This is a genomic window from Pedobacter psychrodurus (genome assembly GCF_004331735.1).
Taxonomy (GTDB): domain Bacteria; phylum Bacteroidota; class Bacteroidia; order Sphingobacteriales; family Sphingobacteriaceae; genus Pedobacter; species Pedobacter psychrodurus.
Window position 1 is genome coordinate 40,860 of record NZ_SJSO01000018.1, and the last position, 26,862, is coordinate 67,721.

General features: G+C 39.1%; 22 protein-coding genes and 1 tRNA gene. 19 read left to right on the top strand and 4 right to left on the bottom strand.

The window, feature by feature from the left end; genetic code table 11:
* The first annotated feature begins 18 nt into the window (after positions 1 to 18).
* From EZ456_RS18565 to EZ456_RS18600, 8 genes are all read left to right on the top strand, one after another.
* Positions 19 to 4,254, top strand: coding sequence for a type I polyketide synthase (locus EZ456_RS18565; RefSeq protein WP_131532716.1), 4,236 nt, complete (start codon positions 19 to 21; stop codon positions 4,252 to 4,254).
* A 35-nt stretch (positions 4,255 to 4,289) separates the two neighbouring features.
* The gene (locus EZ456_RS18570; protein ID WP_225876570.1) at positions 4,290 to 4,538 is read left to right on the top strand and encodes a phosphopantetheine-binding protein; all 249 of its coding nucleotides are present in this window, start codon (positions 4,290 to 4,292) and stop codon (positions 4,536 to 4,538) included.
* Positions 4,526 to 5,290, top strand: a complete 765-nt coding sequence (locus tag EZ456_RS18575) for an alpha/beta fold hydrolase (RefSeq protein WP_131532718.1) — start codon at positions 4,526 to 4,528, stop codon at positions 5,288 to 5,290. The genes EZ456_RS18570 and EZ456_RS18575 overlap by 13 nt, the downstream gene beginning before the upstream one ends.
* 12 nt (positions 5,291 to 5,302) lie before the next feature.
* Positions 5,303 to 6,502 carry a glycosyltransferase gene (locus EZ456_RS18580; protein ID WP_131532720.1) on the top strand — a complete coding sequence of 400 codons (1,200 nt, stop codon included), beginning with the start codon at positions 5,303 to 5,305 and terminating at the stop codon, positions 6,500 to 6,502.
* A 10-nt stretch (positions 6,503 to 6,512) separates the two neighbouring features.
* The gene (locus tag EZ456_RS18585) at positions 6,513 to 7,727 is read left to right on the top strand and encodes a glycosyltransferase (protein WP_131532722.1); all 1,215 of its coding nucleotides are present in this window, start codon (positions 6,513 to 6,515) and stop codon (positions 7,725 to 7,727) included.
* A 153-nt stretch (positions 7,728 to 7,880) separates the two neighbouring features.
* On the top strand, positions 7,881 to 9,170 hold the full coding sequence (locus EZ456_RS18590) for a condensation domain-containing protein (protein ID WP_131532724.1): 1,290 nt from the start codon (positions 7,881 to 7,883) through the stop codon (positions 9,168 to 9,170).
* Positions 9,167 to 10,435: a condensation domain-containing protein gene (locus EZ456_RS18595; protein WP_131532726.1), complete on the top strand. Its 1,269-nt coding sequence runs from the start codon at positions 9,167 to 9,169 to the stop codon at positions 10,433 to 10,435. The genes EZ456_RS18590 and EZ456_RS18595 overlap by 4 nt, the downstream gene beginning before the upstream one ends.
* Entirely contained in the window at positions 10,428 to 10,937 is a 510-nt protein-coding gene (locus EZ456_RS18600; RefSeq protein ID WP_131532728.1) for a hypothetical protein, read from the top strand. The genes EZ456_RS18595 and EZ456_RS18600 overlap by 8 nt, the downstream gene beginning before the upstream one ends.
* 351 nt (positions 10,938 to 11,288) lie before the next feature.
* Here the strand turns inward: EZ456_RS18600 and EZ456_RS18605 are convergent, their stop codons facing one another.
* The gene (locus EZ456_RS18605; protein WP_131532730.1) at positions 11,289 to 13,367 is read right to left on the bottom strand and encodes a CehA/McbA family metallohydrolase domain-containing protein; all 2,079 of its coding nucleotides are present in this window, start codon (positions 13,365 to 13,367) and stop codon (positions 11,289 to 11,291) included.
* 158 nt (positions 13,368 to 13,525) lie between these two features.
* Here EZ456_RS18605 and EZ456_RS18610 point away from each other — a divergent pair, with 158 nt between their 5' ends.
* Positions 13,526 to 14,362, top strand: coding sequence for an alpha/beta fold hydrolase (locus EZ456_RS18610; RefSeq protein ID WP_131532732.1), 837 nt, complete (start codon positions 13,526 to 13,528; stop codon positions 14,360 to 14,362).
* Between the two features lie 49 nt (positions 14,363 to 14,411).
* Here the strand turns inward: EZ456_RS18610 and EZ456_RS25165 are convergent, their stop codons facing one another.
* Both EZ456_RS25165 and EZ456_RS18615 read right to left on the bottom strand, forming a co-directional pair.
* Positions 14,412 to 14,579 (bottom strand): hypothetical protein, encoded by a 168-nt coding sequence (locus EZ456_RS25165; protein ID WP_165501377.1) that lies wholly within the window; start codon positions 14,577 to 14,579, stop codon positions 14,412 to 14,414.
* Between the two features lie 147 nt (positions 14,580 to 14,726).
* Positions 14,727 to 15,155, bottom strand: coding sequence for a response regulator (locus EZ456_RS18615; RefSeq protein WP_131532734.1), 429 nt, complete (start codon positions 15,153 to 15,155; stop codon positions 14,727 to 14,729).
* A 322-nt stretch (positions 15,156 to 15,477) separates the two neighbouring features.
* On the opposite strand from EZ456_RS18615, the gene EZ456_RS18620 reads away from it, so the two are divergent.
* From EZ456_RS18620 to EZ456_RS18645, 6 genes are all read left to right on the top strand, one after another.
* Complete coding sequence (locus tag EZ456_RS18620) at positions 15,478 to 16,098, top strand: peptidase M16 family protein (protein WP_131532736.1); 621 nt, start codon at positions 15,478 to 15,480, stop codon at positions 16,096 to 16,098.
* 152 nt (positions 16,099 to 16,250) lie between these two features.
* The gene (locus EZ456_RS18625; RefSeq protein ID WP_131532738.1) at positions 16,251 to 17,600 is read left to right on the top strand and encodes a M28 family metallopeptidase; all 1,350 of its coding nucleotides are present in this window, start codon (positions 16,251 to 16,253) and stop codon (positions 17,598 to 17,600) included.
* A gap of 44 nt (positions 17,601 to 17,644) precedes the next feature.
* Positions 17,645 to 18,118 (top strand): TspO/MBR family protein, encoded by a 474-nt coding sequence (locus EZ456_RS18630; protein WP_131532740.1) that lies wholly within the window; start codon positions 17,645 to 17,647, stop codon positions 18,116 to 18,118.
* A gap of 48 nt (positions 18,119 to 18,166) precedes the next feature.
* Positions 18,167 to 20,464 carry a patatin-like phospholipase family protein gene (locus tag EZ456_RS18635; RefSeq protein ID WP_225876571.1) on the top strand — a complete coding sequence of 766 codons (2,298 nt, stop codon included), beginning with the start codon at positions 18,167 to 18,169 and terminating at the stop codon, positions 20,462 to 20,464.
* Positions 20,461 to 20,991 (top strand): hypothetical protein, encoded by a 531-nt coding sequence (locus tag EZ456_RS18640; protein WP_131532741.1) that lies wholly within the window; start codon positions 20,461 to 20,463, stop codon positions 20,989 to 20,991. The genes EZ456_RS18635 and EZ456_RS18640 overlap by 4 nt, the downstream gene beginning before the upstream one ends.
* A gap of 670 nt (positions 20,992 to 21,661) precedes the next feature.
* On the top strand, positions 21,662 to 22,231 hold the full coding sequence (locus EZ456_RS18645) for a 2'-5' RNA ligase family protein (protein ID WP_131532742.1): 570 nt from the start codon (positions 21,662 to 21,664) through the stop codon (positions 22,229 to 22,231).
* On the opposite strand, the gene tamL is transcribed toward EZ456_RS18645, so the two are convergent.
* Positions 22,232 to 24,658, bottom strand: coding sequence for a translocation and assembly module lipoprotein TamL (tamL, locus tag EZ456_RS18650; protein WP_131532743.1), 2,427 nt, complete (start codon positions 24,656 to 24,658; stop codon positions 22,232 to 22,234).
* Between tamL and EZ456_RS18655 the strand changes: the two genes are divergently transcribed.
* The 4 genes from EZ456_RS18655 (at position 24,649) to EZ456_RS18670 (ending at position 26,514) form a co-directional block, all read left to right on the top strand.
* A complete protein-coding gene (locus EZ456_RS18655; protein ID WP_131532745.1) occupies positions 24,649 to 25,395 on the top strand; it encodes a TrmH family RNA methyltransferase in 747 nt (248 codons plus the stop codon). The two genes, tamL and EZ456_RS18655, sit on opposite strands and share 10 nt — an antisense overlap.
* A gap of 59 nt (positions 25,396 to 25,454) precedes the next feature.
* A tRNA-Cys gene (locus EZ456_RS18660) sits at positions 25,455 to 25,528 on the top strand.
* 34 nt (positions 25,529 to 25,562) lie between these two features.
* Positions 25,563 to 25,733: a hypothetical protein gene (locus EZ456_RS18665; protein ID WP_029275070.1), complete on the top strand. Its 171-nt coding sequence runs from the start codon at positions 25,563 to 25,565 to the stop codon at positions 25,731 to 25,733.
* 91 nt (positions 25,734 to 25,824) lie between these two features.
* On the top strand, positions 25,825 to 26,514 hold the full coding sequence (locus EZ456_RS18670) for a DNA alkylation repair protein (protein ID WP_225876572.1): 690 nt from the start codon (positions 25,825 to 25,827) through the stop codon (positions 26,512 to 26,514).
* Positions 26,515 to 26,862 lie beyond the last annotated feature (348 nt).

Sequence of the window (26,862 nt, forward strand, 5' to 3'; positions counted from 1 at the left end):
CCCGTAACCAAACAGCAGATGAAGAAAAGCGATGTAGCAATTATTGGAATGTCATGCATTTTTCCTGGTGCGAAAGATATGCAGACCTTTTGGGAGAATATTATCAACCGGGTAGATTCTACGCAGCAGGTTCCGACCGACCGGATAGACCCTGTACATTTCGATAAGAACTTGAGCGGGGTAGATCGTTTTTATTGCAATCGGGGCGGTTTTATCCCCGATCATCAATTCGATCCACAACGCTTTGGCATTTTACCCTTAGCTGTTGAAGGTACCGAGCCCGATCATCTGTTAACCTTAGATCTGGTTCATCAGGCGCTGGAAGATGCTTCGGTATTTGAAAAAAAATACTCCCTCGATAAAACAGGGATCATCATCGGCAAAGGCAATTATGTGGGGCCTGGTGCAACACGTGCCATCGAAATTGTACGTACCGGCGAACAGATTTCAAGCGTTTTGAAAGATTTGATGCCACAACTTACCGAAGCAGAAATAGAAAAAGTAAAGCGCGAATTTCAATTGCGTAAAGGCCGTTTCAGTGCCGATACCGCTATGGGATTGATCCCTAATTTAGTGGCTTCATTAGTGGCTAATCGTCTTAATTTAGGCGGATTGGCTTTTACTTTAGATGCCGCATGTGCCAGTTCGCTTATCGCAGTTGATCATGGTGTACAGGAATTAAATAGTGGCCGTTGCGATATGATTATTGCTGGCGGTGTACATTTAGGTCAGAATGCGGCTTTTTGGAGCATATTCTCTCAGCTGGGTGCCTTATCCAAACAGGAAAAAATAAAACCATTCGATCAAAATGCAGATGGATTAATTATAGGCGAAGGTTGTGGCTTTGTGGTACTTAAGCGCCTCGAAGATGCCATCAGGGATCAAGATAAAATCTATTCGGTAATTAAAGGTGTGGGCATTAGCAGCGATGGCAGTGGAACCAGCGTAATGAGTCCATCGGTTAAAGGCCAGCTAAAAGCCATTACCGAAGCCTGGAAAAACGCAGAATTAGAAAGTAAAAATATTGGCTATTTAGAAGCCCATGGAACAGGTACCCCACTTGGCGATAAAACTGAGGTAGAAACTTTAAAACAGTTTTTTGGTCAGGATGCAGATCTGCCAAAAGCGGGTATTGGTTCTGTTAAATCGAACATCGGCCATGCCATGCCTGCAGCAGGAATTGCCGGTTTGATCAAATCGAGCTTGGCTTTGTACCACGGCATCATCCCTCCCACTTTACATTGCGATGAACCCGTAGCTCAATTGGCCGAAACTCGTTTTTCTGCCGTGCAAAAAGCAATAGACTGGAACCAATCGGGTTTACCAAAACTGGCGGCCGTAAATGCATTTGGCTTTGGTGGCATCAATGCCCATGTGGTGTTAACTGCCTACGATACGCCTAAAAAAGATGAAGTATTGGTCATCGCAAGACCAAGTCATGAGGCTTTGATCGAATCGCTCGAAAATGGAGATTATAGCATTGGTAATGGCAATTTCCGCTTGGTGTTGTTCAATCCAAATCCCGAAAGGATCAAAAAAGCCTTAAAAATTGTAGCTAAAAATTCTACCTGGAGAAATAAACAGGATATATGGTATACCAATTCGCCGTTATTGGCGAATGATGGAAAAATAGCTTTCGTTTTTCCGGGTTTAGACGGACTTGCAGGTGGAGAATTTAAAACCGTAGCCGATTATTTCAATATTAATATCGACGAAAACGACAAAGAGGATGGCCTTTTAAGCGAAGCACTCAACATACTGAACAAAAGCAGTGTTTTAGATCAGGCCTTAAAACAATTGGGTGTTAAATCTGATATGAACGCAGGTCACAGCCTTGGCGAATGGCTTGCAGCAAGATCTTCAGAACTGGCAGAAGAAAGTTCGGTAATGAATTTACTGAATGTGCTTAACCCCGAAACATTTGAACTGAAAGATTCGCGTTTTATTGCCGTGGGTTGCGGTTTAGATACACTTCAACCCATAATCGAAAGTATACCCGATTTATACCTTTCAAACGATAACTGCCCGCAGCAAGTCATCCTCTGCGGTAGTAAAATTGCATTGGATGAACTCGTACCGATATTAAAAGTGAAACAGATTTTTCATCAGATTTTGCCTTTTCAATCAGGTTTCCACTCCCCATTTGTAGCCGATAAACTAGGCTTGATCCTCGAAGGTATGCAGGATATGCAGTTCCGGAAAACCACCACACCGCTTTGGTCTGCCACTACATTAGAAACCTATCCCGAAGGTTTCGAAGCCATCCGCCAGTTAAGTGCCGAACATTTAATTAAACCTGTACGTTTCCGTGAGCTTACCGAAAAGTTATATGCGGAAGGCGCACGTGTTTTTATTCAAGTTGGTTCAGGTGGTTTGGTCGGTTTTATCGATGATACCTTAAAAGGAAAAGAGATCAGCACCATCAGTGCCAATGTGCCGATCCGTTCGGGCATTACGCAACTGCAAAGGGTTTTGGCTGCACTTTTTATCGAAGGAAAAGAAATTGGCTTGTCTTATTTGGGCAATATCAAATCAAATCCTCCACAAAAAAACAAAGGCATTAAACTCGAACTGGGTTCGCCGATTATTCATAACCTGCAAACACTTAAAGGCTTAACCATTAAGCAGCCTCAGCCATCACAACAAAAAACACTCGTTGAGGCCAAACATCCCGTTTTACAGGCTTTTAATGAGAATGTAATGGAGATGATCAACATGCAAAGCGAAATGATCGAACTATTCGAAAATGCTGCATTACAGGTTGATCAGCCAAGCAATTGGGCACCAGCTAAACCAACAAAACCAGCTAGGCAGCCTTTTAACAAAACGCTTGATGTAAGTTTGGATAACTGTCCTTACCTTATTGATCACTCACTATTAAGGCAGCCAAAAGGCTGGCCAACGGTTGAAGATATGGATCCGGTGATACCGATGACCATGATTTTTGAAGTGTTTGCTGAAATCGCCAACGAACAATCGCCCGAAGAAAAAGTGCAGAAAATCATGAACATGCGGGTTTTCCAATGGATGAATGTAGTTAAACCTTTTCAGGAAACCGTAACTGGCGAATGGAATGACGAGCAAAGGGTTTATCTTAATTTAGAACGTTTTGCCAACGCAGAAGTGCAGTTAGCTGCACAGTTAAATCCTGCTCCAAACAGAACTTTCGATATTGGAAAATTACTGGATATTGATCGTACTTCCGCACAGATTTACGATGCCCACATGTTCCACGGACCAGATTATCAAGGGATCAAAAAACTGACCGCAGTTGGTAAAAAAGGAATTACAGGCATCATTGAAGCATCAGGCGGAAAAGGTTCATTGCTCGATAATGCTGGTCAGTTATTTGGTTTATGGCTTCAGCTCACTTTAGAAAAAGATCGGATTGCTTTCCCGGTTAAAATTCAGGAAATCGAATTTTTCGGTGATATGGCCGATCAGAAAGGTACGTTCGAATGTACCTGCGTACTCACCGAAATCAACGATGAATTTGCCACTGCCGATATCGTCATGAAAAGAGACAGCATAACCTGGCTCATTATATCAGGCTGGCAAAACCGTAGATTGGAAATAGACGAACCGCTTTGGAATGTCTCGATGTCGCCACTGCACAACCGTTTATCAGAAGAAGTTGCACCAGGTGTTTTCCTTTTTGGCAATGCTTATTCGCGTGTGGTATCATGGGATTTTATCCTGAAGAGATATTTCAACCAGACAGAGAAAAAGCACCACCAGAACCTCTTACCCAATAAAAGAAAAACCTGGATGATCAGTCGAGTGGCGGCGAAAGATGCCGTTCGGAATTTATTGAATACACAGAAAAACCAGGCCTGTTATCCCATCACCTTCGAAATTTATTCGGATGAATTCCGCAAACCTTACGTTAAAGGTGGTTTAACAGATAACATCAATATCTCTATTGCCCATAAAGGTACCGATGCTGTTGGCATAGCACGTTTTAACGAACCGGTAGGCATCGATATCGAACATATTGAAGAGCGAAGTGCAGGCTTTTTCGATCTTGTGTTTAACGACCATGAAATGGCTTTGCTCGAAAGTCGGGATAAAATAGAATGGGCAACCCGCTTTTGGGTAGCTAAAGAAGCCTATGGAAAATACCTGGGCAAAGGTTTACAAGGCAATCCAAAAGCCTATACTGTTGAAACAATTAACGGCGAAGAATTGCGCATCAACAACATCAAAATCAAAACAATCAAACATAAAAACTATATCATCGGATGGACACTATAACTACAAAATTAAGCAGCGAAGAAATCTTTAACCTCATGAAACAATTCATCACCGAAGTAATCGGCGAAGAATTTGTTGAAGAAATGGATATCACCCCTGAAAGTTCTTTCACCAAAGACCTTGAAATGGACAGCATCGAAATTGTATCCTTCTCTGAAAAAATTAAAGCACACTTCGGCGAACAGATCGATTTTACGGGCTGGCTATCATCAATGGATCTAGATCAGCTGATCAACTTAAACCTGGGTATGATCATCTCTTATATCGAAGAATGCCAATCATAACGGTAAACGGCAAATCGGTTCACATTCAGGAGCTCAATAAAGAAGCTGCTGAAACCATCATCCTGGTTCATGGGATGTTCAGCAACCTGTCTGTCTATTATTTTAACATCGCGCCGCTCCTGGCCACAAAATATCATGTGGTACTTTATGACCTTAAAAGTCATGGCATGAGCGAAAAGGCTTTAATGGGATACGATCTGGAGAGCATGACTAACGACCTATTTGCATTAATGGAGGCATTAAATCTACAGCAGGTACATTTAGGTGGTTATAGTTTTGGTGGACTAATCGCCTTAAAAATGGCCATCCGCTTTCCCAAACGCATTAACAAACTGGCGATAATTGAAGCACCAGATCCGAATGACGATAAAACAAGGGGGATTATTGATGAGTACAGCCGTGAATTTTTGGAGCATTATGTCGAAAACTTTACCGATACCACAAAAGTGAAAATGGGTAAAAGGCAAATGGAGCGCAACCACCGTATGTACGAGTATCTTTTTTATCAAACTTCGATTAAAACCGACATGGAACTGGAAAAAGACTTTTTCGGCAGCCCTGCAATCGAAACCATAAAACAGTCTACCCTATTGCTATATGGCACCGATTCCAATTGCCTTAACGCAGGTAAACATTTAGATGGAATAATTGAAAATGCCTCATTAATTGCTTTACCTGGAGATCATAATATCCCAATACAACAACCATTGGTAATCGCCGAAGCATTGTTAAACTTCTTTCAGGAAATATAAAATTAAACACACATGGCAAAATTCGTATTTGTTGTTCCTCCCCTAACCGGCCATATTAACCCAACATTAAGTATGGGCACAGCTTTGCTGGAAAGAGGTCACCGTGTTGGGTGGATTACTTTAGATGAATCATTAGGCGATAAACTTCCTGTTGGAGGTGAATTGCTGTTGATCAGCTACGATCAAAACGACCAGCAGAAAAAAGATTCAGAAAAATACCTCGATATCATTACCAAAAAGATCGTTTACGGCATTGATAGCATTAAATTTTTGTACGAAGAAGTATTGATTCCGCTGAACAGGCACAGTTACGAAGGCATTGCTGATTTATTGGATCAGTTTAAGCCAGATGTGGTGATTACCGATCATCAGATGTTTGCCGGGGCCATTGCCGCAACCAATAAAAACTATCCATACGTAACCTCAGTTACCGCACCCGCAGCCATAAAAGTAATGGATGAACTGCCCAAAGTGCATGAGTGGGAAGTAAACCAGATTGTAGCCCTGCAAAAAGAATTCGGTATAGATACCACAGATTCTATTGCCTGCTCCGATCTGTTAACCATGGTATTTACCTCTAAAGATTTTTTTGGGGAGATGGATTTACCCGAACATTTTAAATTTGTAGGCCCCGTATTTAATCGCCGCAATACTACAATTCCATTTCGCTGGGAAACATTTCATACCAGCAAACCCAAAATATTGGTCAGCATTGGCACCACTTTCGATCATGAGCATAAGAAAGCTTTTTTTGCCAAAGTAATCGAAGCCTTTGCCGATGAAGACTTGCATGTAGTAGTGGTTTCAGATCCAGCCTTATTTGGGCAATGGCCTGATAATTTTACGGTGCAGCGCCAGGTACCACAATTAGAACTTTTACCACACCTCGATGCGGTGGTTTGCCATGGTGGGCACAATACCGTTTGCGAAACCCTAATGAACGGACTGCCTATGGTGGTTATTCCAATAGCTTACGATCAAAGCCATGTAGCCGGACGCGTTTTTAGGGTAGGTGCCGGAGAACGCTTAAACTTTAACCGTTTTAAAGCCAATCACCTTAAAGAAGCCGTAAACAAGGTGCTGCAAAACAATAGTTATAAAATTGCTGCAGAACAAATTAAACAATCCTTTATTGAGGCAGGAGGAACAGAAAGTGCCGCCGATTTACTGGAAGCATTAAGCAACAAAACATCAAACGTATTCATCACTTAAATTATACATTATGTCAAAATTCCTTTTCGTTGTCCCGCCTTTTTTCGGCCATATCAGTCCAACATTAAGTATTGGCGCAAGTTTATTGGCTCGTGGCCATGAGGTAAAATGGCTTGGCATCACTCCACTCGCACAGGTGCATTTACCTGAAGGTGGCGAATTTATTTACCCAGCTGAAGATTTGGCTGAGTATGCTGATGAAATACAACGCATTTTAAAACGTCAGGATGATGGCCCGGCCTGTTCAGGCCCTGAAGTGATGAAACTGGCCCTCGAAGAAACTTATGTGCCTTTTGCCAAAATGATGATGAAAGGGCTGAACAACTTTGTTGATACCTGGAAACCCGATGTAATCATTAACGACTGTATAACTTTCGCTGGTGCATTAAGTGCACATTTAAAAGGCATACCATCTGTTACCACTACCCCCGTGCCACCAGATGTGATGGGCGATACCGCCAACAGTGCACCTAAAATATTCGAATGGCAACAAAACCTGATTAAAGGTTTACAAAGAGAGGTGGGCATTTATAGCGATGAGATCCACATCCATTCTCACCAGCTTAATATGGTTTTTACCTCACAGGCTTTTGCAGGTTTTGAAGAAAAACCACCGCACATGCATTTTGTCGGCCCTGTAAAAGGAAGACCAAATTTAGCCCCATTCGATTGGGAAAGGTTAAGCCAGGCTACCACACCAAAAATATTTGTCTCATTGGGTACCTTGCTGGTTGATATCCGTAAGGAATTTTTCCAAAAGCTGATTACTGCTTTTGAAAACCAACCTGTAACCATTGTGGCTGCAACTAATCCCGATATTTTCGAACAATGGCCTGATAACTTTATCGTAAATGGCTTTGTTCCGCAATCAAAGTTAATGCCACACATGGATGCGGTAATCTGTCACGGAGGTTTTAATACCGTAAACGATACTTTCACCAATGGCTTACCGATGTTGATCACGCCTATTGCCTATGATCATTTTCATACGGCTAAATTAATTGAGCAAGCAGGTTGTGGGGTAAGTATCCGTTACAAACGACTACGCATCAGCGACTTAAGAGATACCGTTTTCGAACTTTTGGAAAACCCAAAATACCGTCAGGCCGCACAAAAAATAAAAGAAACATTCATCGCCGCTGGTGGTAACGATAAAGCTGTGCAATTGTTGGAAGATTTTGCTGAGGTTCATAGAGTTGTCAACTTTGATGGCCCACTTGCTTAGAAGTTGACAACTCTGGGCCTAAGTGAGTTATCAACTTTAATAATACTGTTGCCAAGAACGGTCGTCATTCCCACGCAGGTGGGAATCTTAAAGCACATGCATTACGATTCCCAATCAAGTTGGGAATGACGAACCGCATATACCACAAAAAAAATGAAAAGAAAATTGCTATTCGGTGAAAGAATGTTATACGGGGATGGGAACAGTCCGTTTAACATTGTAATACCTTTCAAAATCAGGGGAGAAATCAAGGAAGATGATTTAAGGTTTGCCTTATTTAAAATCCAGAAAAAACACCCTTGGTTAACCGCGGCAATACGTTTCGACGAAGATAAAAGGCCCTGGTTTGTAACCAACCTTACCGAAACTTTTAGAATTCCCATTCGCATTGTAAACCGGTTAAACGATGAACATTGGGAACAGGAATCTACCTATGAGTGGAAAACAGTTTTTGATGCTACAATGGCACCACTTTGCAGCATTGCATGGATTAAGGGCGAAGGTGTTTCTGAATTTTTGATGGTATATCACCATTGTCTTTGCGATGGCACTTCGGCACTTTCTATATTAACAGAATTGCTTCAGCTTTTGGATAATCCTGACACCGATATTGGGAAAGAGATTCCAATTATGGGTGTAAAGGATGTGATTCCTAAAAAGGTATTAAACAGCTACCGCAGCAGGGCCAAAAACGGACTAATCGGCAAAATTGCTATTTTAGCACTTTGGATTATTCCAATCAAAAAAGTAGCTGTAGCGCGAAAAAAAGATTTTATGCTCCGCTGGAAACTCGATCAGGATTTCACTACACAGCTAATCCAGTTTTGCAAAACCAATCAGTTTACGGTAAATACACTATTAAGTGCCGCGGTTTTAACCGCATTTAAAGCGGTAAGGAAAGAAAAAGCATTTAACAAAATATCATTACCGGTCGACATCAGGAACTTTAACCCGATTATTAAAAAAGACCACATTTTTGCTTTCGGATTAATGATTGTGCTTTCACTATTGCCAGAAAAAGACTTTTTAGAGAATGTTAAGGCCTTACAAAAGGATGTGAACGATAAATCGGCCAAACTAAATCCTTACAGCTTAATGATGATGATGGAAGCCTGCCATCCAGCGCTTAAGAATTTCACCAATTTCTTAAAATACGGAAAATCGAGCAACGACTGTATGTTTTCAAACCTTGGCAAAATCAATATCCCATACCAATATCAAAACTTCGAAGTAGAAACCATATTCAGCCCTTCTGTAATGGGGCCATTGGGCAACACCACCACCATGATCGCCTCCACCTACCGCAATCAAATGGATTTCACCTTTGTGGCCAGCGAAGGTTATGTTCCTTTTGTAGAAGCAGAAGCCATAAAAGAAAAAGTAATAGCCATCCTTAAAGAACAGATTGAAAAACCTATTGAGATTTTAACTGCGACCGCATGAAAAGAAGATTAATTTTAGGAGAAAGAATAATGCATGTAGATGCCAAAACACCATTAAATTGTGTTTTCGGCGCTAAAATTTCAGGCAAATTCAACGCAGAAAATTTGCACAAAGCTCTGTATAAAATCCAGCAGAAACATCCATTGCTGCAAATGAATATCGATGCTACAGGCAAAACACCATATTTTGTACGGAACGAAAACATTGGAAAAATACCCGTTAGAATTGCTGATCGTTTAACAGACGAGGATTGGTTAAAACAATCAAAAATAGAATGGTATAAACTTTTTGATGCCCCAAACGAGCCATTAGCGAGGTTAGTCTGGGTAAAAGGCGAAACTGAATCAGACCTTTTGCTCGTACTCCCGCACTGTATTTGCGATGGAACTACCATTTTAAATTTAATGCGTGAGCTAATGACCCTGATTGATAATCCTGAACAAGATCTGGCTCCTTATCCCTCGTTTCTTTCCGTTCGGGATCTCTTACCCAACGATTTTGCAATCACTAAAGTGGCCCATTTTAAAGGGAAAATTTTCGCAGCACTTGGCCGTTTGTTTTTCTTTTTTAAAGCTACTTCTAATAATAATGTCGACCGGAGCAATTACGCCGTTCATTGGAAAATCAGCCAAGAGGATACCAAAAACCTATTAACTAAATGTAAGGAAGAAAACACTACTGTTCATGCTGCAATCTGCGTGGCCTTTATGGAGGCTTTTAAACATGTACAAGGCACCAAAGCTCATGGTAAAGTGATCTGTCCTGTTGATATCAGGCGTTTTGTTGAAGCCATAAAACAAGACACCATGTTCGCCTTCGCACCCATTGTAGAGTTAAAACTTGATCAGACAAAGAACGATTTCTGGACAAAAACCCGAAAATTAAAAACTGATCTGGAAGCAAAAGTAGCTGAAATGAAAGTCTACGATCTGCTGAGTATGAGTGAGTATTTCCATTCATCCGTAAATAAAATGATTGGTTTTTTGAAAACAACGAAAGGCACACACGATGTAACGCTCAGCAACATGGGACTTTTAAACGTACCTAAAGACTATAAAAACTTCACCTTAGAAACCATTTATAGCCCTACGGTTGCTTTCCCATGGAAAAACGCCAATACTTTAGTATGCAGCACTTTTAACGGACAACTGGATTTCTCTTTTATGTCGAACGAATCGTTCCTTAGAGAATTTGAAGCCTGGCAGATAAAAGACAAAGCTATAGAACTGATTAAGGAAAATTTAAACGAGTTGGCCAATGTCTGATGATGTGGAATACGATGAGCAGACAAAGGTTTCTAACTGGCGGAAGTTTGTACGTAAAAACCTGCTTTTACACCTTATACCGAATACGGTATTAAATACTGTAGTGCCTTATTTTGCTTTTAAGGCACAAAATTCGGTTCATTTATTTAGTGGGGAGCAAAATCTGGCCAGGTTCTTATTGCCCATGTCTTTATTACTGCCGTTTATGATTACTCTCGATATTTTGAAGAAAATAAAACTAATGCAACACTCCGGTGCCATCAACTATAAAATAGATGAAAAAATTACAGGTTATCCTTTTATATTGAAAAAAGCAGGCTTAAATGGCTTGTACAGTATTGTAGCGGTATTTGCATTGATGCTCGCGCTACACTTCTCTTTCCCTAAAAATCACGATTTCGGGATTACCCCATCTGCTGTATGTGCGGGATTGTTGGCTGGCTTATATTCAATCACCTTTTTCTACCTCGCAATCAGAAGGTTTAAAGATGATGCAGTATAGTATTATTTTGAAAACTGCTGTCACTCTGAACGAAGTGAAGAATCTGTCTCACATCATCACTACTGTTTAATGAACATACCAACTTTACTTAGCGTACACGTCACAACTTGTGTTTCGTCGGTCAGCGATTCTTCGCTGCGCTATCAATGACAGAAGACAAAAATCCGACGTCATTTCGACTGAAGCGCAGCGCAATGGAGAAATCTTTGAACTATATTAAAAGATCTCTCCACTCCGGTCGAGATGACGATTCCTCGCAGCTATTGCTGCAGAAAAATCCCCCTTGTCACTCATATTGATTTTTATACAATAAATTATCCCTCAGAATGACAGCAGCACTTAAAACAACCATTATTCCAACCAAATCATTTGCGTAAAAGCACCATTGGTTGCAATATCCCAGGCCTCTACCCTTACCCAATGCCGACCTTTTAAATTGATCGCCCAACTAAAATCCTTTTTCCCAAAAGCCTGGGTAGCATTCAAATTAATGCGGTTACGATAAACCTTTGCCCCATCACCTGATACAATTTCGACAAAGCTTAAGGGAAATGTCCAGTTGAGTTGCACATTTATCTTTGCATTCCCATTATTATCAACTTTCAAAGTCTCTCCTGCACCTTTTCCATTAATATTAAAGCTCGGGATCAATACTTCACCCGTAGACACAAAAAACTTTCCTTTCCGCATTACATCTAATACAGGTTCCCAGCCATCAGCATAATTTGGCACCTTATCCAGCTGCAAATAGTTTACGTTTAAGTGTGCATACATTTCATTTTGCTCGGTAATGGTAAAGATATCGGCTTCAGAAATCACATGTTTTTTCAAACCCCAGTTGGCCATATCATCCATCAGGTTTAGCACTCTTTTACTTAAGGTTGGTAAAGAAAGATCGCCGGGAATGGCTTTCCAGGCAGCCCCCATAAAGGTTTCTGATTTAAAAAAGTCTTCTTCTTTATATTTGTCTGGATAACCTGTCGAAGCCTTTGTTCGGGCATGGGCAGTCCAGGCTAAGCCATGTTCTTGTTCCAATAGTTTAAGCATTTCTGCTTTATCATTAATCCGGTAAACTTTACCATATTTCGGATCGTTGGTTTCGAAAGGCAGATCGCTTTTTCTCGACATAATCCAATAAATTGGTTTAGGAAAAAATGCCAGCCAATGTCCTCCATAAAAATTATTGGCTTCTTCTCCCGGTAACATTAAAAAATTAGGATCAGATAACCTTTTGGTTTGTTTAAACAAAACATCTAATTCCTTTAAACGAACCGAATCCGGCCCCTTTGGGTGACCTGGTCCGTGAAATTCGGCAAGCTTAACAATATTTAAACCTGCCTTTTTCAGTACCTCAACAAATTCGGGCTTTTCTGGAACGGCTTTTCCGCTTAGCACTACATCCGAAATAAACTCATTATGGAAATGGCTAGCCATTGTTTTATAACCCGCCAACGGTACATACGTATCGTTATGCGTAAACTTTTTAACTTCTCCTAAAGCCGTATTTGCTTTTTCACCACTCAATAAACAGAAAAAATTAAGTCGCTGCTGGGTATTTGGCGGTGCATTGAACCAAGGCACATAACGTTTATCTCCCAAAGGATCCTGACGGATGCCTATACCAAAATCGGGAATCATATTTAAGTAGTTACTCCCTTTCCATGTAAATTTAAGGTTAAAAGCTTCATCTAAGGGATAGAAATATTGATGAGGTGCAGGAAAAACGGCCAAACTTCCGCCATTATTTTCGCCGATAACCGTTCGATATTTTACTTCCAAATTTTTACTCGGATCGGCTTTAGCTCCTTTTTCGCGCTGAATATCTCCCTTTACATCAGACCAAGCTACATTAGACCAGATATCTTTTTTACTAAGCAACCCGGCATCGTACAAAATAGCAGTTGAATCTTTTGGGGTAGATACTACAGCAGCCACATTAAATAAGGGGCTTCCATTGTAAAGGGTTATTTCTAAAGCACCGCTAAATGTTTCGCATTGAACTCCATTAATTCGCACTACAGTTTGTGAGCCCTTCGTAGAAACACTGGCCGCTCCTTTCTCGAACTTTACAACATTTGTAGTATATGGTTTTGTTGGAACCCGGTCGAAAAAAACATCCCAGCCTCCACTGTTTGGACTTAAGGCGCGTTTACCTATTCTCAGCACAAATGCAGGGTCAAGATGAGCAGCAACTTCTTTTAAAGCACCTTGTTTACCCAATAACAAACTTTTAAACAATGGTTTGGTACGATCAAGATCTAAAATCATTTTACCTAAAGTCCCTTTACCAGCTGGCCAGGTAAGTACAAGTTCTTTTTGATTGGAAGAAACGGTAGCTCCGTTTTTTTTAAATGCTTTTAGGTTTACCTGGCTTCGCGCACAAAATGAAGAAAAGCATATTATCAATAATATAGAAAGACAGTTTCTCATACAACTTAATCGTTTTAGTAAAGATATACCGCAAGATAATAATTAAGTGCAAAACATAAACTATTCTCAAAATTAGTAATGCATTTCGTTCATTATTTATTTTCTAAAATAAAACAAATAACATTACTTAACTTGATAAAGAATTAAAGCCAAACATTTTGCATCCTATACTCATCAGAAATAACGTAAAAATCCTTGGCGAAGGTAGCCAGGTAATTGTATTTGCCCATGGCTTCGGCTGTGCGCAAAGTTCTTGGAAATTTGTTACAGATGCTTTTCTCAATGACTACAAAGTAATACTATTTGATTATGTTGGATCGGGTGATTCAGACCTAAGCCAATACGACCAACGAAAATATGCTACACTCGAAGGATATGCCTGTGATGTAATCGATATTATAGAAGCGCTTGATTTGACCAACATTATATTTGTTGGGCACTCGGTAAGCAGTATGATTGGCATGATTGCCGCATTACAGATGCCTGAAGCATTTAAAAAATTAATTTTTATTGGCCCTTCACCAAGATATTTAAATGATCGCGATTATATCGGTGGATTTAATGCAGAAGATATTGAAATCATATTTGAGCACATAGCCGATGATTACATAGCCTGGAGCAAACAATTGGCACCAGTGGTGATGAATAGCCCTTTTAAACCCGAACTAGCTGATTTTTTACAGGAATGTTTTGAAGCTACCAACCCAAGTGTGGCCCTGGCCTTTGCAATGGCCACCTTTAAGGCCGATTATAGAGACAAATTAAAAAACCTCGAAGTGCCAAGTCTTACCCTACAAAGTTCGAACGATATAATGGCTCCTTTATCGGTCGGCGAATTTATCAATAAAAATACGCCAGAGAATTTTTTGGTTGTAATGAAAGCCACAGGTCACTTTCCGCACATTAGCGAACCAGAAGAAACAATAAGAGAAATAAAAGATTTTATTGAAGATATCAGTTTAAAATCAGCATCTGATCACCTGTATGCCTCCTGAAAATTTGACCCATTAATAGTTAAAAGCCTATAACAAAGAAAAGTACAGGTTATCGTTCTAAAAACACCTGTGCTTCTTCTTTAGCCTTTTCGCAGATCATGGCAATCAATTTTACCCGATACCTATATTGATCTGTAGTTAAATTATCATCCTCAATAGATTGCAGGTGTGCGCTCAGTTTTAGCCTCAAGCCCATTACATAAATGGTTGAAAGCATTTTATGTGCACACGTCTTAGCTTTTCATAGTCCCCAGCAGCTAAACACTTATTTAATTCATCAATTCTTCTGATACAATTTCAATAAATTTTTCTGTTATTTCCCGTTCATAAGTTATATCTCCCATACTTACTTCTTTCAGATAGCCTAATACCCTTCTCCCTCATTTTTAACCTGAATATTTTTGGTCGGCAATGCTTCTTTAGGTAAAAACTGGGTCAAAACACCAACCAGCTCGATTCTCGAAATTGGTTTAGTAAAACAGCCATTTAGCCCTGCAGTAAAGCATTTTGATTTTAATTCCTCTAAATCTTTTTCTATTATGGCTACAATGGAAATATCAGAAGACCAATATGTTCTTATTTTCTGTACAATATTATACGAATCATTTTCCAATAGGTCAGCAGCGATCAAGATGAGCTTGAAAGTGTAATCTGCTAAAGATTCCATAGCCTCATTAGCATTCCCAGCTACCGCAAAACTAACATCGTATTCTTTAAGATAATCTGATAAGCGCTTTTGATCCATCGCCTGATCATCCACAATTAAAACGTCAATTATGCTGTTCAACTTCATATCGTTTGTTTTATTCCTTTCTATCAATGGCTTTGGTCATAATATTTGCATTCTTTTATTCAAGATCATTTTATAAGCTTCGGATATAGTTGCAACTAAAACTAAGCATAACCCACAGGAATATTTTCACAAATAAATAATGAACAAAATGAATAAAATATATCTTTGTAAAAACCGATCCCCTTTTCATCACGTATATACGCCCGTTCGTCTAGGTTTTATGCCGTTCTAAAGACTAGATATAGTCAAAATAAATACCCAAAAGGTAAATTTGGGTAGCATTAAACAGAAAATCATCAATCATAAAAAAATAAAAAACAAAATGAACAGAATTAAAACAATTGCATTCGCTGCATTAAGTATCTTATCCGTTTATAGTGCGAAAGCTCAAAACTTTAAGGAGCCTGTTAGCTATAAACTTAAGAACGGCATGAATATTATTATTTCGGAGAATGAACGTTCGCCAAAGGCATATTCTAGCTTTACATTAGATACTAAAGCTTTTCAAGACAAAAAAGATGGTATAGTGGAGTTGTTAAATGCCGTGTTAAACGAAAACTTAAATAAAAACTCAAATATTAGCTTTAAGGATAACAGCGGTAAGCTGGCTACATTACATGCAGATCTTGATAAAGACCTGGCAACAATGGCTTCGGTAATTCAACATGCAAGCTTCGATCAAAAAACTTTTAATACCGCGAAAGCTAAATTAATTGCCAGTATAAAATTGCAGGATTACGATTATGACCAAACGGTAAATGAAAATTCGATTAATGCATTAACCCTGGCGGATGTTAAAACCTTTTACAGCCAGATTTCTCCAGAAAAAACTTTTTTAACCATTGCGGGAGATGTTGAATTAAATACAGCCAAAGCATCAGCTAAAAAAGCTTTTGGCAACTGGAACCGAACACAAGAGTTTGCATTAACTGTGTCAAGGTAACATTAAAATTAAGCATAAGCCCTTTGATTAGTTTCAAAGGGCTTTTTTATGCCCAAAATGTTACAAGGGATTAGATTTTAGTTATCCTTATTCAAAAAATCATTCAATATATTCGTTTTAAATAAAATCAATATTTCTGAAAAAACCTACAGATGAAAAAAATCTATATACTCATACTTTTTGTTGCAATAAGTTTATCTCTAGAGGCTCAAATTGTTGTTAACCGAAATCAGGATATTGATAAAATGGTTAAAGCTGTAAACCAGGATTCACTAAAATCATACATCAGTAAAATGGTTTCTTTCGGAACAAGAAATACGCTTAGTGATATTAAGAGTAAAACGAAAGGAATTGGAGCCGCAAGAAACTGGGTAGTGAATAAGTTTAATCAATTTGCAAAGCAAAGCGATGGCAGGCTTACCGCCTACCTGGATACCACTACATTTAAACCTGATGGCAAAAGAGTAGACCAACCTACACTTTTGGGCAATGCTGTAGCTATACTAAAAGGCACTGATGCAAACGACAAACGAGTTTATGTGGTGAGTGGACACCTCGACAGCCGTGTTACCGATGTAATGAACAGAACCAGTGATGCACCCGGCGCCAATGATGATGGCAGTGGTGTCGCAGGTGTAATTGAGGCTGCAAGGATTATGAGTCAATATAAATTTTCAGCAACTATAATTTTTGTAGCCGTTAGCGGTGAAGAACAATCCTTATTAGGCTCTGGTTTTATGGCTGCCAAAGCAAAAAAAGAAAACTGGAATGTAGATGCCATGTTAAACAACGATATGATTGGCAGCAACAACAGTAGCGAAACACAAATCATCGACAATACGAGGTTACGTGTATTTAGCGAGGGTTTACCCAGCCTCGACCTGGATAAAAATGCGAAGAGCATCCGCCAGTTTGGTTTAGAGAACGATGGCAAAAGCCGTCAGTTGGCACGATATGTTAAAGAAATAGGCGAGCGTTATGTAGATCAGTTAGAAGTTAAATTAATTTACAGAAACGACAGGTTTCTCCGCGGCGGAGACCATACCCCATTTGTAGAAAACGGATTTACTGCGGTGCGCATAACTGAAATGAACGAAAACTTCGATCACCAGCACCAAGACCTTAGAACGGAGAAAGGAGTTAGATATGGCGATCTGCAAGAATTTATGGATTTCGAATATTTACGTAAAAATACAGGTGTAAATATTGCGGTTTTAGCCAATCTGGCCAAAGCACCCTCAAGCCCTACCGAAGTAAAAGTTGATGTAAAAAACCTGAGCAACTCGACCTTTTTATACTGGAAAGCCCCTGTTAATGGCGCAGTAAAGGGCTATTATGTTTTAATGCGCGAAACCAGCAGCGCCGTTTGGGAAAAGAAATTTTTCACTTCTGCCACCGAATTAAGATTGCCTTACAGTAAAGATAATTATTTGTTTGCGGTTCAAAGTATTGGAAATGACGACAATGAGAGCCTACCTGTAGTGCCAGCTATTGGCAGATAATAAAACATTTAGGATTTGCCGTTGTTTAAACTCAAATTTAGCGCATGAAATTTAAACCTTTAGCTTTAATTGTTAATATAGCCATCCCACTGGGTGTTGGTGCTTTAGGAGGATGGGCAACCGCGCAGTCGGTTAAAACATGGTACCCAACCTTAAACAAACCATCCTTTAATCCACCAAACTGGCTCTTTGCTCCTGTTTGGACTACACTTTATGTACTTATTGGGATTGCAGCTTATTTGGTGTGGATAAAACGCGATAAAATTGTTCATTTCCCACGAACAGTTGCCATTTACCTTATTCAGTTAATTTTAAATTTAGGCTGGTCTTTCATTTTCTTTTACCTGCATGAGGTAGGCTTTGCCCTGGCTGAAATTATTTTATTGTTGATTTTCATTGTCATCAATGCATCCATGTTCTATAAAATAAATAAATGGGCGGGTTTAATATTTATTCCCTACATCCTTTGGGTAACTTTTGCATCATTTTTAACGTACAACATTTTCATATTGAACTAATTTAAAAGAAAACCTTATTTTTAGGGAGTGGTAGCTTTTAAAAGATCTTTGCTGATACTCTTCGTTTTGTGCTGTAACCAATTGCAGGCGCAAAAGGTAGGTCTTGTGTTTAGTGGTGGTGGCGCAAAAGGATTAGCGCACATTGGTACGTTAAAGGCTTTGGAAGAAAACCATATCCCTATCGATTACATTACAGGCACATCGATGGGTGGTATTGTTGGCGCCATGTATGCTGCAGGTTATAGCCCTAAGCAGATAGAAAAAATTGCACTAAGTAACGACTTCCAAAATTGGTTAAATGGGCGATACACCAGCGATTACACCTATTATTTCCAAAAAAATGCGCCCAATGCCTCCATGCTTACCGCAAAAGTGGCTATTGATACGGGTTTTCATTTTAGTTTTCGCTCTAACCTGATTAATGATATTCCATTAAATTTTGCCTTTCTTGAACTTTTCGCTCAGGCTTCTGCCGTTTCTAAAGATAATTTCGATAATCTTTTTGTTCCCTATCGCTGTATGGTTGCCGATGTGCTTTCGCAAAAAAGTATTACAGTAAGCAAGGGGAGTTTAGCAGAAGCAGTAAGGGCAACCATGACGGTTCCTATTATCTACCGTCCGATTAAACTAGATGGAAAATATGTATTTGACGGGGGCCTGTACAATAATTTCCCTGCCGATGTAATGGAAAGAGAATTTAAACCTGATTTTGTAATCGGCGCCAATGTTTCTTCAAAAACCTACAACGAATACCCTAAAAACATCGACGATCGTTTAATGAACCGTTTTTTGGTATACATGTTTCTATCCAAATCGGATTCTACCATGATCGGGAAAAATGGTGTATACATACAGCCCAATTTGGCTACTTACAGTGTAACTAATTTTGCACCGGTAGAAGAGCTGATAAAAAAAGGCTATGATGCAACAATAGCCGATATGCCAAGAATTAAAGCTTTAATCAGCAAAAGAGTGAGCGATGAGGAACTGGCACAAAGAAGGGAAAAATTTAATTCAAAAAAACCAGATCTAAAATTCAGCAACATCATCGTAACAGGTGTAAACAGCCAGCAAAAAAAATATGTAGAAAGGCTTTTTAAGAGCGATAAAGTTACTTTTAACCTGCAAGATATTAAACGCGGGTATTATAAGCTGGTTGCCGACCAAACTTTCGAAACGGTGTATCCTAAAATTTCTTATCAAGCTGCAACAGATAGTTATACTTTTGAGGTAGTAGCACAGCCGAAAAAGAGTTTCAAACTCGAATTAGGTGGCAATATCTCTACAAGACCCATCAGCAATGTTTTTTTGGGTGCCCAGTACAATTACCTCAACCGAAAATCTTACACTTTTGGAACTAGCTTTTACTCTGGCCGTTTTTACGAGTCGGTACAGGTAAATGGCCGGGTAGATTATCCAACCAAACTCCCCTTATTTCTAGCTGCCGAGTTAACGTATAATCACTGGAATTTCTTTAATACCAGCCAGATATTTATCGAAAACCCCCGCCCTATTTACATCGAACAATCAGACCGGAAAATTGATCTCATGATGGGAGTGCCCTTAAATTACAACACCAAAATTGTTCTTCATGCTACCTTTATCAACAACAATGACCGTTACAGCCCAAATAAAACTTTTGCCGTAGGCGATTTATTGGATCAAACCATATTTAATGGTTTCAGAGGCTCGTTAAACTTCGAAAAAAATTCGCTGAACAGAAAACAATATGCCACCAATGGTCAAAGCTTTTCGTTAAGTTTTAATTACACTACCGGCCGCGAAAATTATAATCCAGGTAATATTTTCCGCAACACCGCTGGTTTTGTGAAAATTCCGGGCAGTAGCCGGTTGCATCAATGGGGCAGCATAAAGCTTACTCAGGAAAACTACTTTTTACACGTTAAAAAATATACTTTGGGCTATATTGTTGAAGGCGTTATTTCGAACCAACCGTTATTTAGCAATTATTATGCAACACTTTTAACCGCTCCTGCCTTTTACCCCCTGCAAGATAGCCGCTCGTTATTTCTTGATAAGTTTAGAGCAACCACCTACGCGGCTGGTGGAATAAAAAACATTTATAATGTCAAAAAAAATCTAGACTTTAGATTAGAAGGTTATTTATTTTTACCGCATAAAGAGTTTGAGCTGAATAATTTCCAGGATATAAATTATGCGAAGCCCATTACAAAAATACGTTATGCAGGTACTGCTGGCTTAGTTTATCACTCACCTCTGGGGCCTGTTAGCTTAAGTTATAATTTATATAATGATGCCGTTAAAAGAAATGGTGTATTATTGCATATCGGTTATTTAATTTACAATAAACGTTCTATCGAATGAAACGAATCTTACTCATGCTTTCACTGTGTTTAATCGGGCTTTTCAGCTTTGCACAAACCGCAGCAATTAATAATTTTCTGGTAAAAGAGAATTTGCTTAAAAACAATAAGTTGGCCATTATAGCCGCCGATTCGTTAAACAACCCGAACGAAAATATAAACGGAACCTACACTTTTAGTGTAAGTGGTTTTACACAGGTATTAAAATTTAACGATGGCATAGCCGTGCTACCGTTGCCAATTGATAAATCTACTTTCGTTTATATTAAACATCAAAACGACTCTGGCACACACAGCAAACTGGTGTATGTTTACAAAAAAGATACCGATTTAAGTCCATATGCAATAAATAGTTTATGGCTCTTCCTCATTCCTATTGTACTGGTTATTATTGCCTTTGCTTTCCGCAAACTCATCATATTTGTGGTAATTGTTTTTCTGGTATTTGTGTATTTTAACCACAGCAATGGCTTAAACCTTTCTACCTTTTTCGAAAGTATATTCGATGGGTTAAAAAATCTCCTGTGATGTTTTTGAACTAATTTTTACCATGAATCGTCATTGCGAGGCTGGATAAGCGCGTGCCGAAGCAATCTTATTCCATAAATTCTATTATTTTTTTTAGGAAAGCAATACTTGTGTTACTTCGGTTATACCCGTCCCGCCCTTTGCTTAATCCCGATAGATAAACTGGTAAATAAAACTATACTCAAATCGGGATAACGCTGTCGGTCGGGTTTATCTTGGTTAGTTCCTTTGTCAAAACCGTCATCGCTGACGCTTTTTCAGCCGACGAAGCGATCTTATGCCATAAATCTTATTACTTTTTTAGAAAAGCAATACCTGTGGTGCTTCGGTTATATCAGCCCCGCCCTTTGCTTAATTCCGATAGATAAACTGGTAAATAAAACTATACTCAAATCGGGATAACGCTGTCGGTCGGGTTTATTTCACCACAGATAGCAGCACTATTGTAGCTTCCTAAGCCGGATCGAAGCGAGATGCCGATATTTCAATCGGCAGAAGCGGGAGCGGGACTACAGAGGATGAGTAGCTTCTGCAACTGCCTTCCAAAAAAATAAAAATCTAGTTTCATAGGCCTGCGCTCACGCTCGTTTCTAACGGGTGTGAAAATAACAAATCGTTTTTTAACGATTCACCATTACCTTTTTACTAAAATTTTTAGTAAATTTGATTTATGGAAAATCTATTTTTAGTGTGTTTAGTCCCTCCTGTTTCTATTACGGAAGACATCGATGAAATTAGAACATACATTTCAGAGAAATTTAACGTACATGAATCATTAAAACGGCCTGCACACATCACCTTATACCCTCCGGTAAAGCTGTCGGCATACGAGGCAGAAAAAAGCTTTTTTAAAGCTTTAACAGATGCTTCTTTCAGTCAGCCCTTTATACAGGTACTCAGAAACTTCAACTCATTTCCAGAGCATACCTTTTATCTCGACGTTGAGCAAAATGAGGGACTTATGACGCTGGAAAAACAGATAAGTAAAGCATTACAACCTTTAAAATTGCTAGAGAAAAAAGAAAAATTTAATCCGCATTTAACTTTGGCATTCAGAGATGTAAAACCACCCATTTTCAAACAGATTGCTACCGAATTTAAAGACCGTAAATTTAAACGCGAATTCTCGGTTTCATCCTTTTCTGTTTACAAACACATGGATAAAAAATGGCAACCCTTTAAAGAATTCTCTTTTAAAAATCCCGATACAAAACCTAAAGCATTAAGCCTTTTTGGTTAATTAGAATGGCATACCAATACCAAAGTTGTATTGTATAAAACGATAGGTATCAGGCCCGTGTGTTGAGTTATAACTATTTTTAAAATCTCTGGCTCCAGATAAAAATTTGCTGATTACCCATTGGTCTGATCCTACAAACTGAGGGTCTTTAAGTTTCAGTCCAACATCAAACCTGAAAACAAAATACTGCACGTCATATCTTAATCCAACACCAGTACCAATAGCAATTTGCTGGGCTAATTTACTCAGCTTAAACACGGTTAGTTCATCCAGTTCTGGAACTTCTAGCGTAATCGACTCACCCCTGCGGATATTCCAGATATTACCGGCATCAACAAACGCGGCTCCTTTTAAAGTTGCACCGAAAAATTTTCGGGCAACCGTAAATCGGTATTCGAAATTAGTTTCAATCCGTAAAGTACCCAATTGATCTAGTCCAAAAACTGCCTTTCGCACTTCATCACTTGCAAGTACCTGTCTATTATAGTTACCAGGACCAATCGTTCTGGCCTGCCAGGCCCTCAAGCCGTTTGATCCACCAGCGAAAAATTGCTTTTCGAAAGGAATACCAGTTAAAACTGAATTACCATAAGCATAGGCTATTCCAGTGTTTAAACGTGCAATAAATTGCCTTTCGCCACCCAAATGTTTATACCACCTAATATCTACCTCTGGCCTGGTGTACTGATTAAAAGGCAAGCCTAATATCTTTGCCGGATCTCCGTTTGCCGGATCATGTTTAGCACCGGTTAGTTTAGATATGCCTTGCAACATATTGCCTGCGATATCTATTCCTGCCCTTAAATAAACAAAAGTTCTCAGCTGGTTTAACTTATCAGCATTCAGCGTGTACGTATATTTCATCCCCAGTGTTAAATCTTTACGATCGAGCAATGACGAATAATAAAGGTTATTAAACCTTGTAACTGCATCCACATTTGTAGTATCGAGGTTACCAAAACGGTATTCAAAATTTAATGGGGTAAAGGAGTGCAGCTTAGATTTAGTTTCAAACCAATCATAAGTAATGGAGTTGATAAAAATCCTCCTTACCGAAACATCTTTTTGTAAGGCATAAATGTAACTCGTTGCAAAGGTAGTGTGCGGCATTCCATTTCCACCTAATACCGGGTTATAGAAAGGGATCATCAATCTTGGTACCGAAATACTGGCACTTATTGAAAAATCGCGCTGATAAATATCACTAAAAACCTTAGCCCCGTTACCGATACGCGATTGCAAACCACCCTTTACCTGAAGTTCAAATCGCTCTGCTCCTCTGAAAATGTTGTTATTGGTATAAGTATTTCCGATGGTAAATCCTACTGTACCTCCATTAAACGGTACCTCGCCCTCCACGCGGTTACTCATTACCTTTTGGGGGGTAAGCAAAATAATAGCGTTGATTTTATTAGAGGTACTATCTCTTCTGAAATAATCGATCTTTACATTTTTGAAAACATTTAGCTCATATAAGCGATCGTAAGTGAGGTTTTCATTGCGGATATCATAAAGGTCACCTTGCTTCAGAAAATCGTAACGAACGATCGGATTACGCCTGTACCGCTTAGAGAAATCGGTATAAATAATCCCATTCAAAGTATCTTTGCTTAATTTATATCTTGCCGAATCAGGCAAACCATCAGGATTTGGCGCAATTAACAAATGCGTATAACCAATGTTAAACTGCTTATGCGGGCCATTTGCTGGATCTGTTACATTAAGATTTAAATCTATTTTGTTAGTTTTAGAGCTTGGTTCGGCACCATATACATCAAAATTTACATAAGGTCTTAAGAAATAGAAGTACCCATTTTCTTTCATAATGCGATAAATCTGCTCTCTCTCATAAGTTAAAGAGTCTTCATCGTACTGCATTCCCTTGTGCAAATGCGTCATTTTAGCCTTATTCGATTCGTAAAGGTTTCTAATATTTGCATTTGGGATAGAATCGGAAAGTTTCTCAATAAAATAAGCAGGCCCAGGTTTTGCACTGAATACAACTTCGGCCTTTTTATCTGCAATCTTTATGGCAGAAGTTACTTCAGCCTGGCGGTAGCCCTTACTTTTTAAAAACTTCTGTATCTGTGTTCTGGAAATTTCGACCAATGTACTATCCAAAATAGCTGGCGGTGTACCAAATGGCTTAATATCACTGGTTTTATACCGACCATCTTTTGTATTAAACAAATTGTACAAAGGCACATTGATGCTCAACTTCGATGCTGGCCTGATATCTTTCTGAACATAATTGTAAGCCTGTTCTTCAAATTTAGTATCAACACTATCAATAGTTACCTTTTTCACTATCGATTGATAGTCGGCAATGTATTTAGTTGATGAGCAGGCCTGAATTAAAACAATAATAAATAGTAATATTGCAGTGCTTTTCAGTTTAATATTTATTGAGTTTTGGTATGCTTTCAAAATCACAGATTAGTTTTATAAAGTCGTTACATCAAAAAAAATACCGTAAAGAGCATGGTTTATTTATTGTTGAAGGTATAAAATCCATAAAAGAATTTTTTCAATCAAGCTACCAGATCCATACTATATTTTACAACAGCGAACAATACAATTTGTTACCCAAATTGCCTGCAAATATAAACTTATTTGAAGTAAAGAACGCTGAATTAGATAAGATTAGTACGCTGCAAACGCCACAAGGCTTTTTAGCGCTGGTACATATCCCCAAAAACAAAGAATTAGCATTAAAAGCGCTAAAAAATCAGTTCACTTTGGTTTTAGATGGTGTTCAGGATCCGGGTAATATGGGCACCATTATCAGAACGGCAGATTGGTTTGGCTTTAAAAATATCATCTGCTCTGCAGACTGTGTAGAAGTATTTAATCCAAAAACCGTACAAGCTACGATGGGCTCTCTGGCCAGGATAAATATTTACGAAGCAGATTTACCAGCATTATTGGAGCAAAATACCATTCCTGTATTTGGGGCATTATTAGATGGCGTATCGATTTACAAAACGCAATGGGGAGCTGAAGGATTGGTGATTTTAGGCAATGAAGGAAAGGGAATATCGGCAGAAGTGATCAAAAAAATAAATAAGCCGGTAACCATTCCGAGAATTGGCGAGGCCGAATCGTTAAACGTGGCCGTAAGTGCGGCAATCTTTTGTGCTGAGTTAGTGCGAGTTCGAAATTAAATTGAGATATTATTTGCGGGCTAACTAATAATTGCTATTTTTGCAGCCTTGAATTTAAGGGTCGAGTGGCCGAGTGGCTAGGCAGAGGTCTGCAAAACCTTCTACAGCGGTTCGAATCCGCTCTCGACCTCCATTTGTACAAATAAAATAATTAAAAGGTTATTACCATGGCAGTTACCAGATTAAAAAGAAAAGACAGAAGAAATAAAAATACAGCTCACCAAGAGGTAGCATTTTTAAAGAGAGCAACTAACATTGAGTTAGGAAGCCGCTCTGCACAACCTAAAAACGATCAATTAGCTAAAAACAATGCTGTTTTAGCTGCTTTGGCAAAATAGTTTTTAGAAATTTCTTCTTAAAGAATTTAAAGCATCCTTCTGATCAAAGGATGCTTTTTTTATGACTGAAAAATCGGGATAATCTTTAAATTTGAAAACAGCGAAAGGTAAAACCATGAATCTGACAGAAACGCTTTCAAAACTAGAATCGCTCGGCGAAGAGAAAATCCGTGCCATGCACATTAAAAATGGCGCAAGAGAAAACATTTTTGGCGTTAAAATGGGCGACATCAGGGCTATGGCCAAAAAGATCAAAACAGATCATGAACTTGCACTTCAACTCTGGGAAACTGAAAATATCGATGCAAGATTACTTGCCATCTTAATCTTGAAGCCAAAAGCACTATCTGCAGCACAAATAGAGCAGATGGTAGCCTCAGAAAATTTTACCTGGGCAGCTGATTGGTTTTACAATTACATCGTTAAAGAATACCCCGATAAGGAACAATTCAGGGAAAAGTGGATGAATTCGGGAAATATTATGCTGGCCCGTGCAGGCTGGAGCCTAACTAGCGGCAGGGTAACCAGAGCGCCTGAAGGAATAGACATCTCGGGAATTCTTGACCGGATTGAAACGGAAATTACAGATACTGCGCCTGAAGTACAATGGACCATGAATTCGACATTGGCTCAAATTGGAATTAACCATCCGGAATACAGAAAACGGGCCTTGGAAATAGGTGAAAAACTGGGCATATACCGTGATTATCCAGTTTCAAAAGGTTGCACCTCGCCCTTCGCCCCCATTTGGATTAATGAAATGGTAAGCCGGCAGAAGTAGTTATTTAGCCCGTAGCGCAACATGTTTTCGATTAGTGAAGGTCTTCGATAGGCTATCAATTACAGACTCCAATATAGTGGTCGTCTTTCCCGCGCAGGCGGGAATCTTAAAGCGCTTGCATTACGATTCCCAATCAAGTTGGGAATGACGAACCGCCAAAACCTGTCATCCAACTCCTTTGTTTTTGGCTAAAAACTGATCCCTGCCAACAACAAACCCACTTAAACAACTGAAAATCAAATGAATACAAAAAAAGCATTGTATTGATTTATAAAATAATTAACTACAAGGATGGCTTGAAAAGCATATTACCAGCACAAACCTTTCATTATAAACCCGATAGTAGCG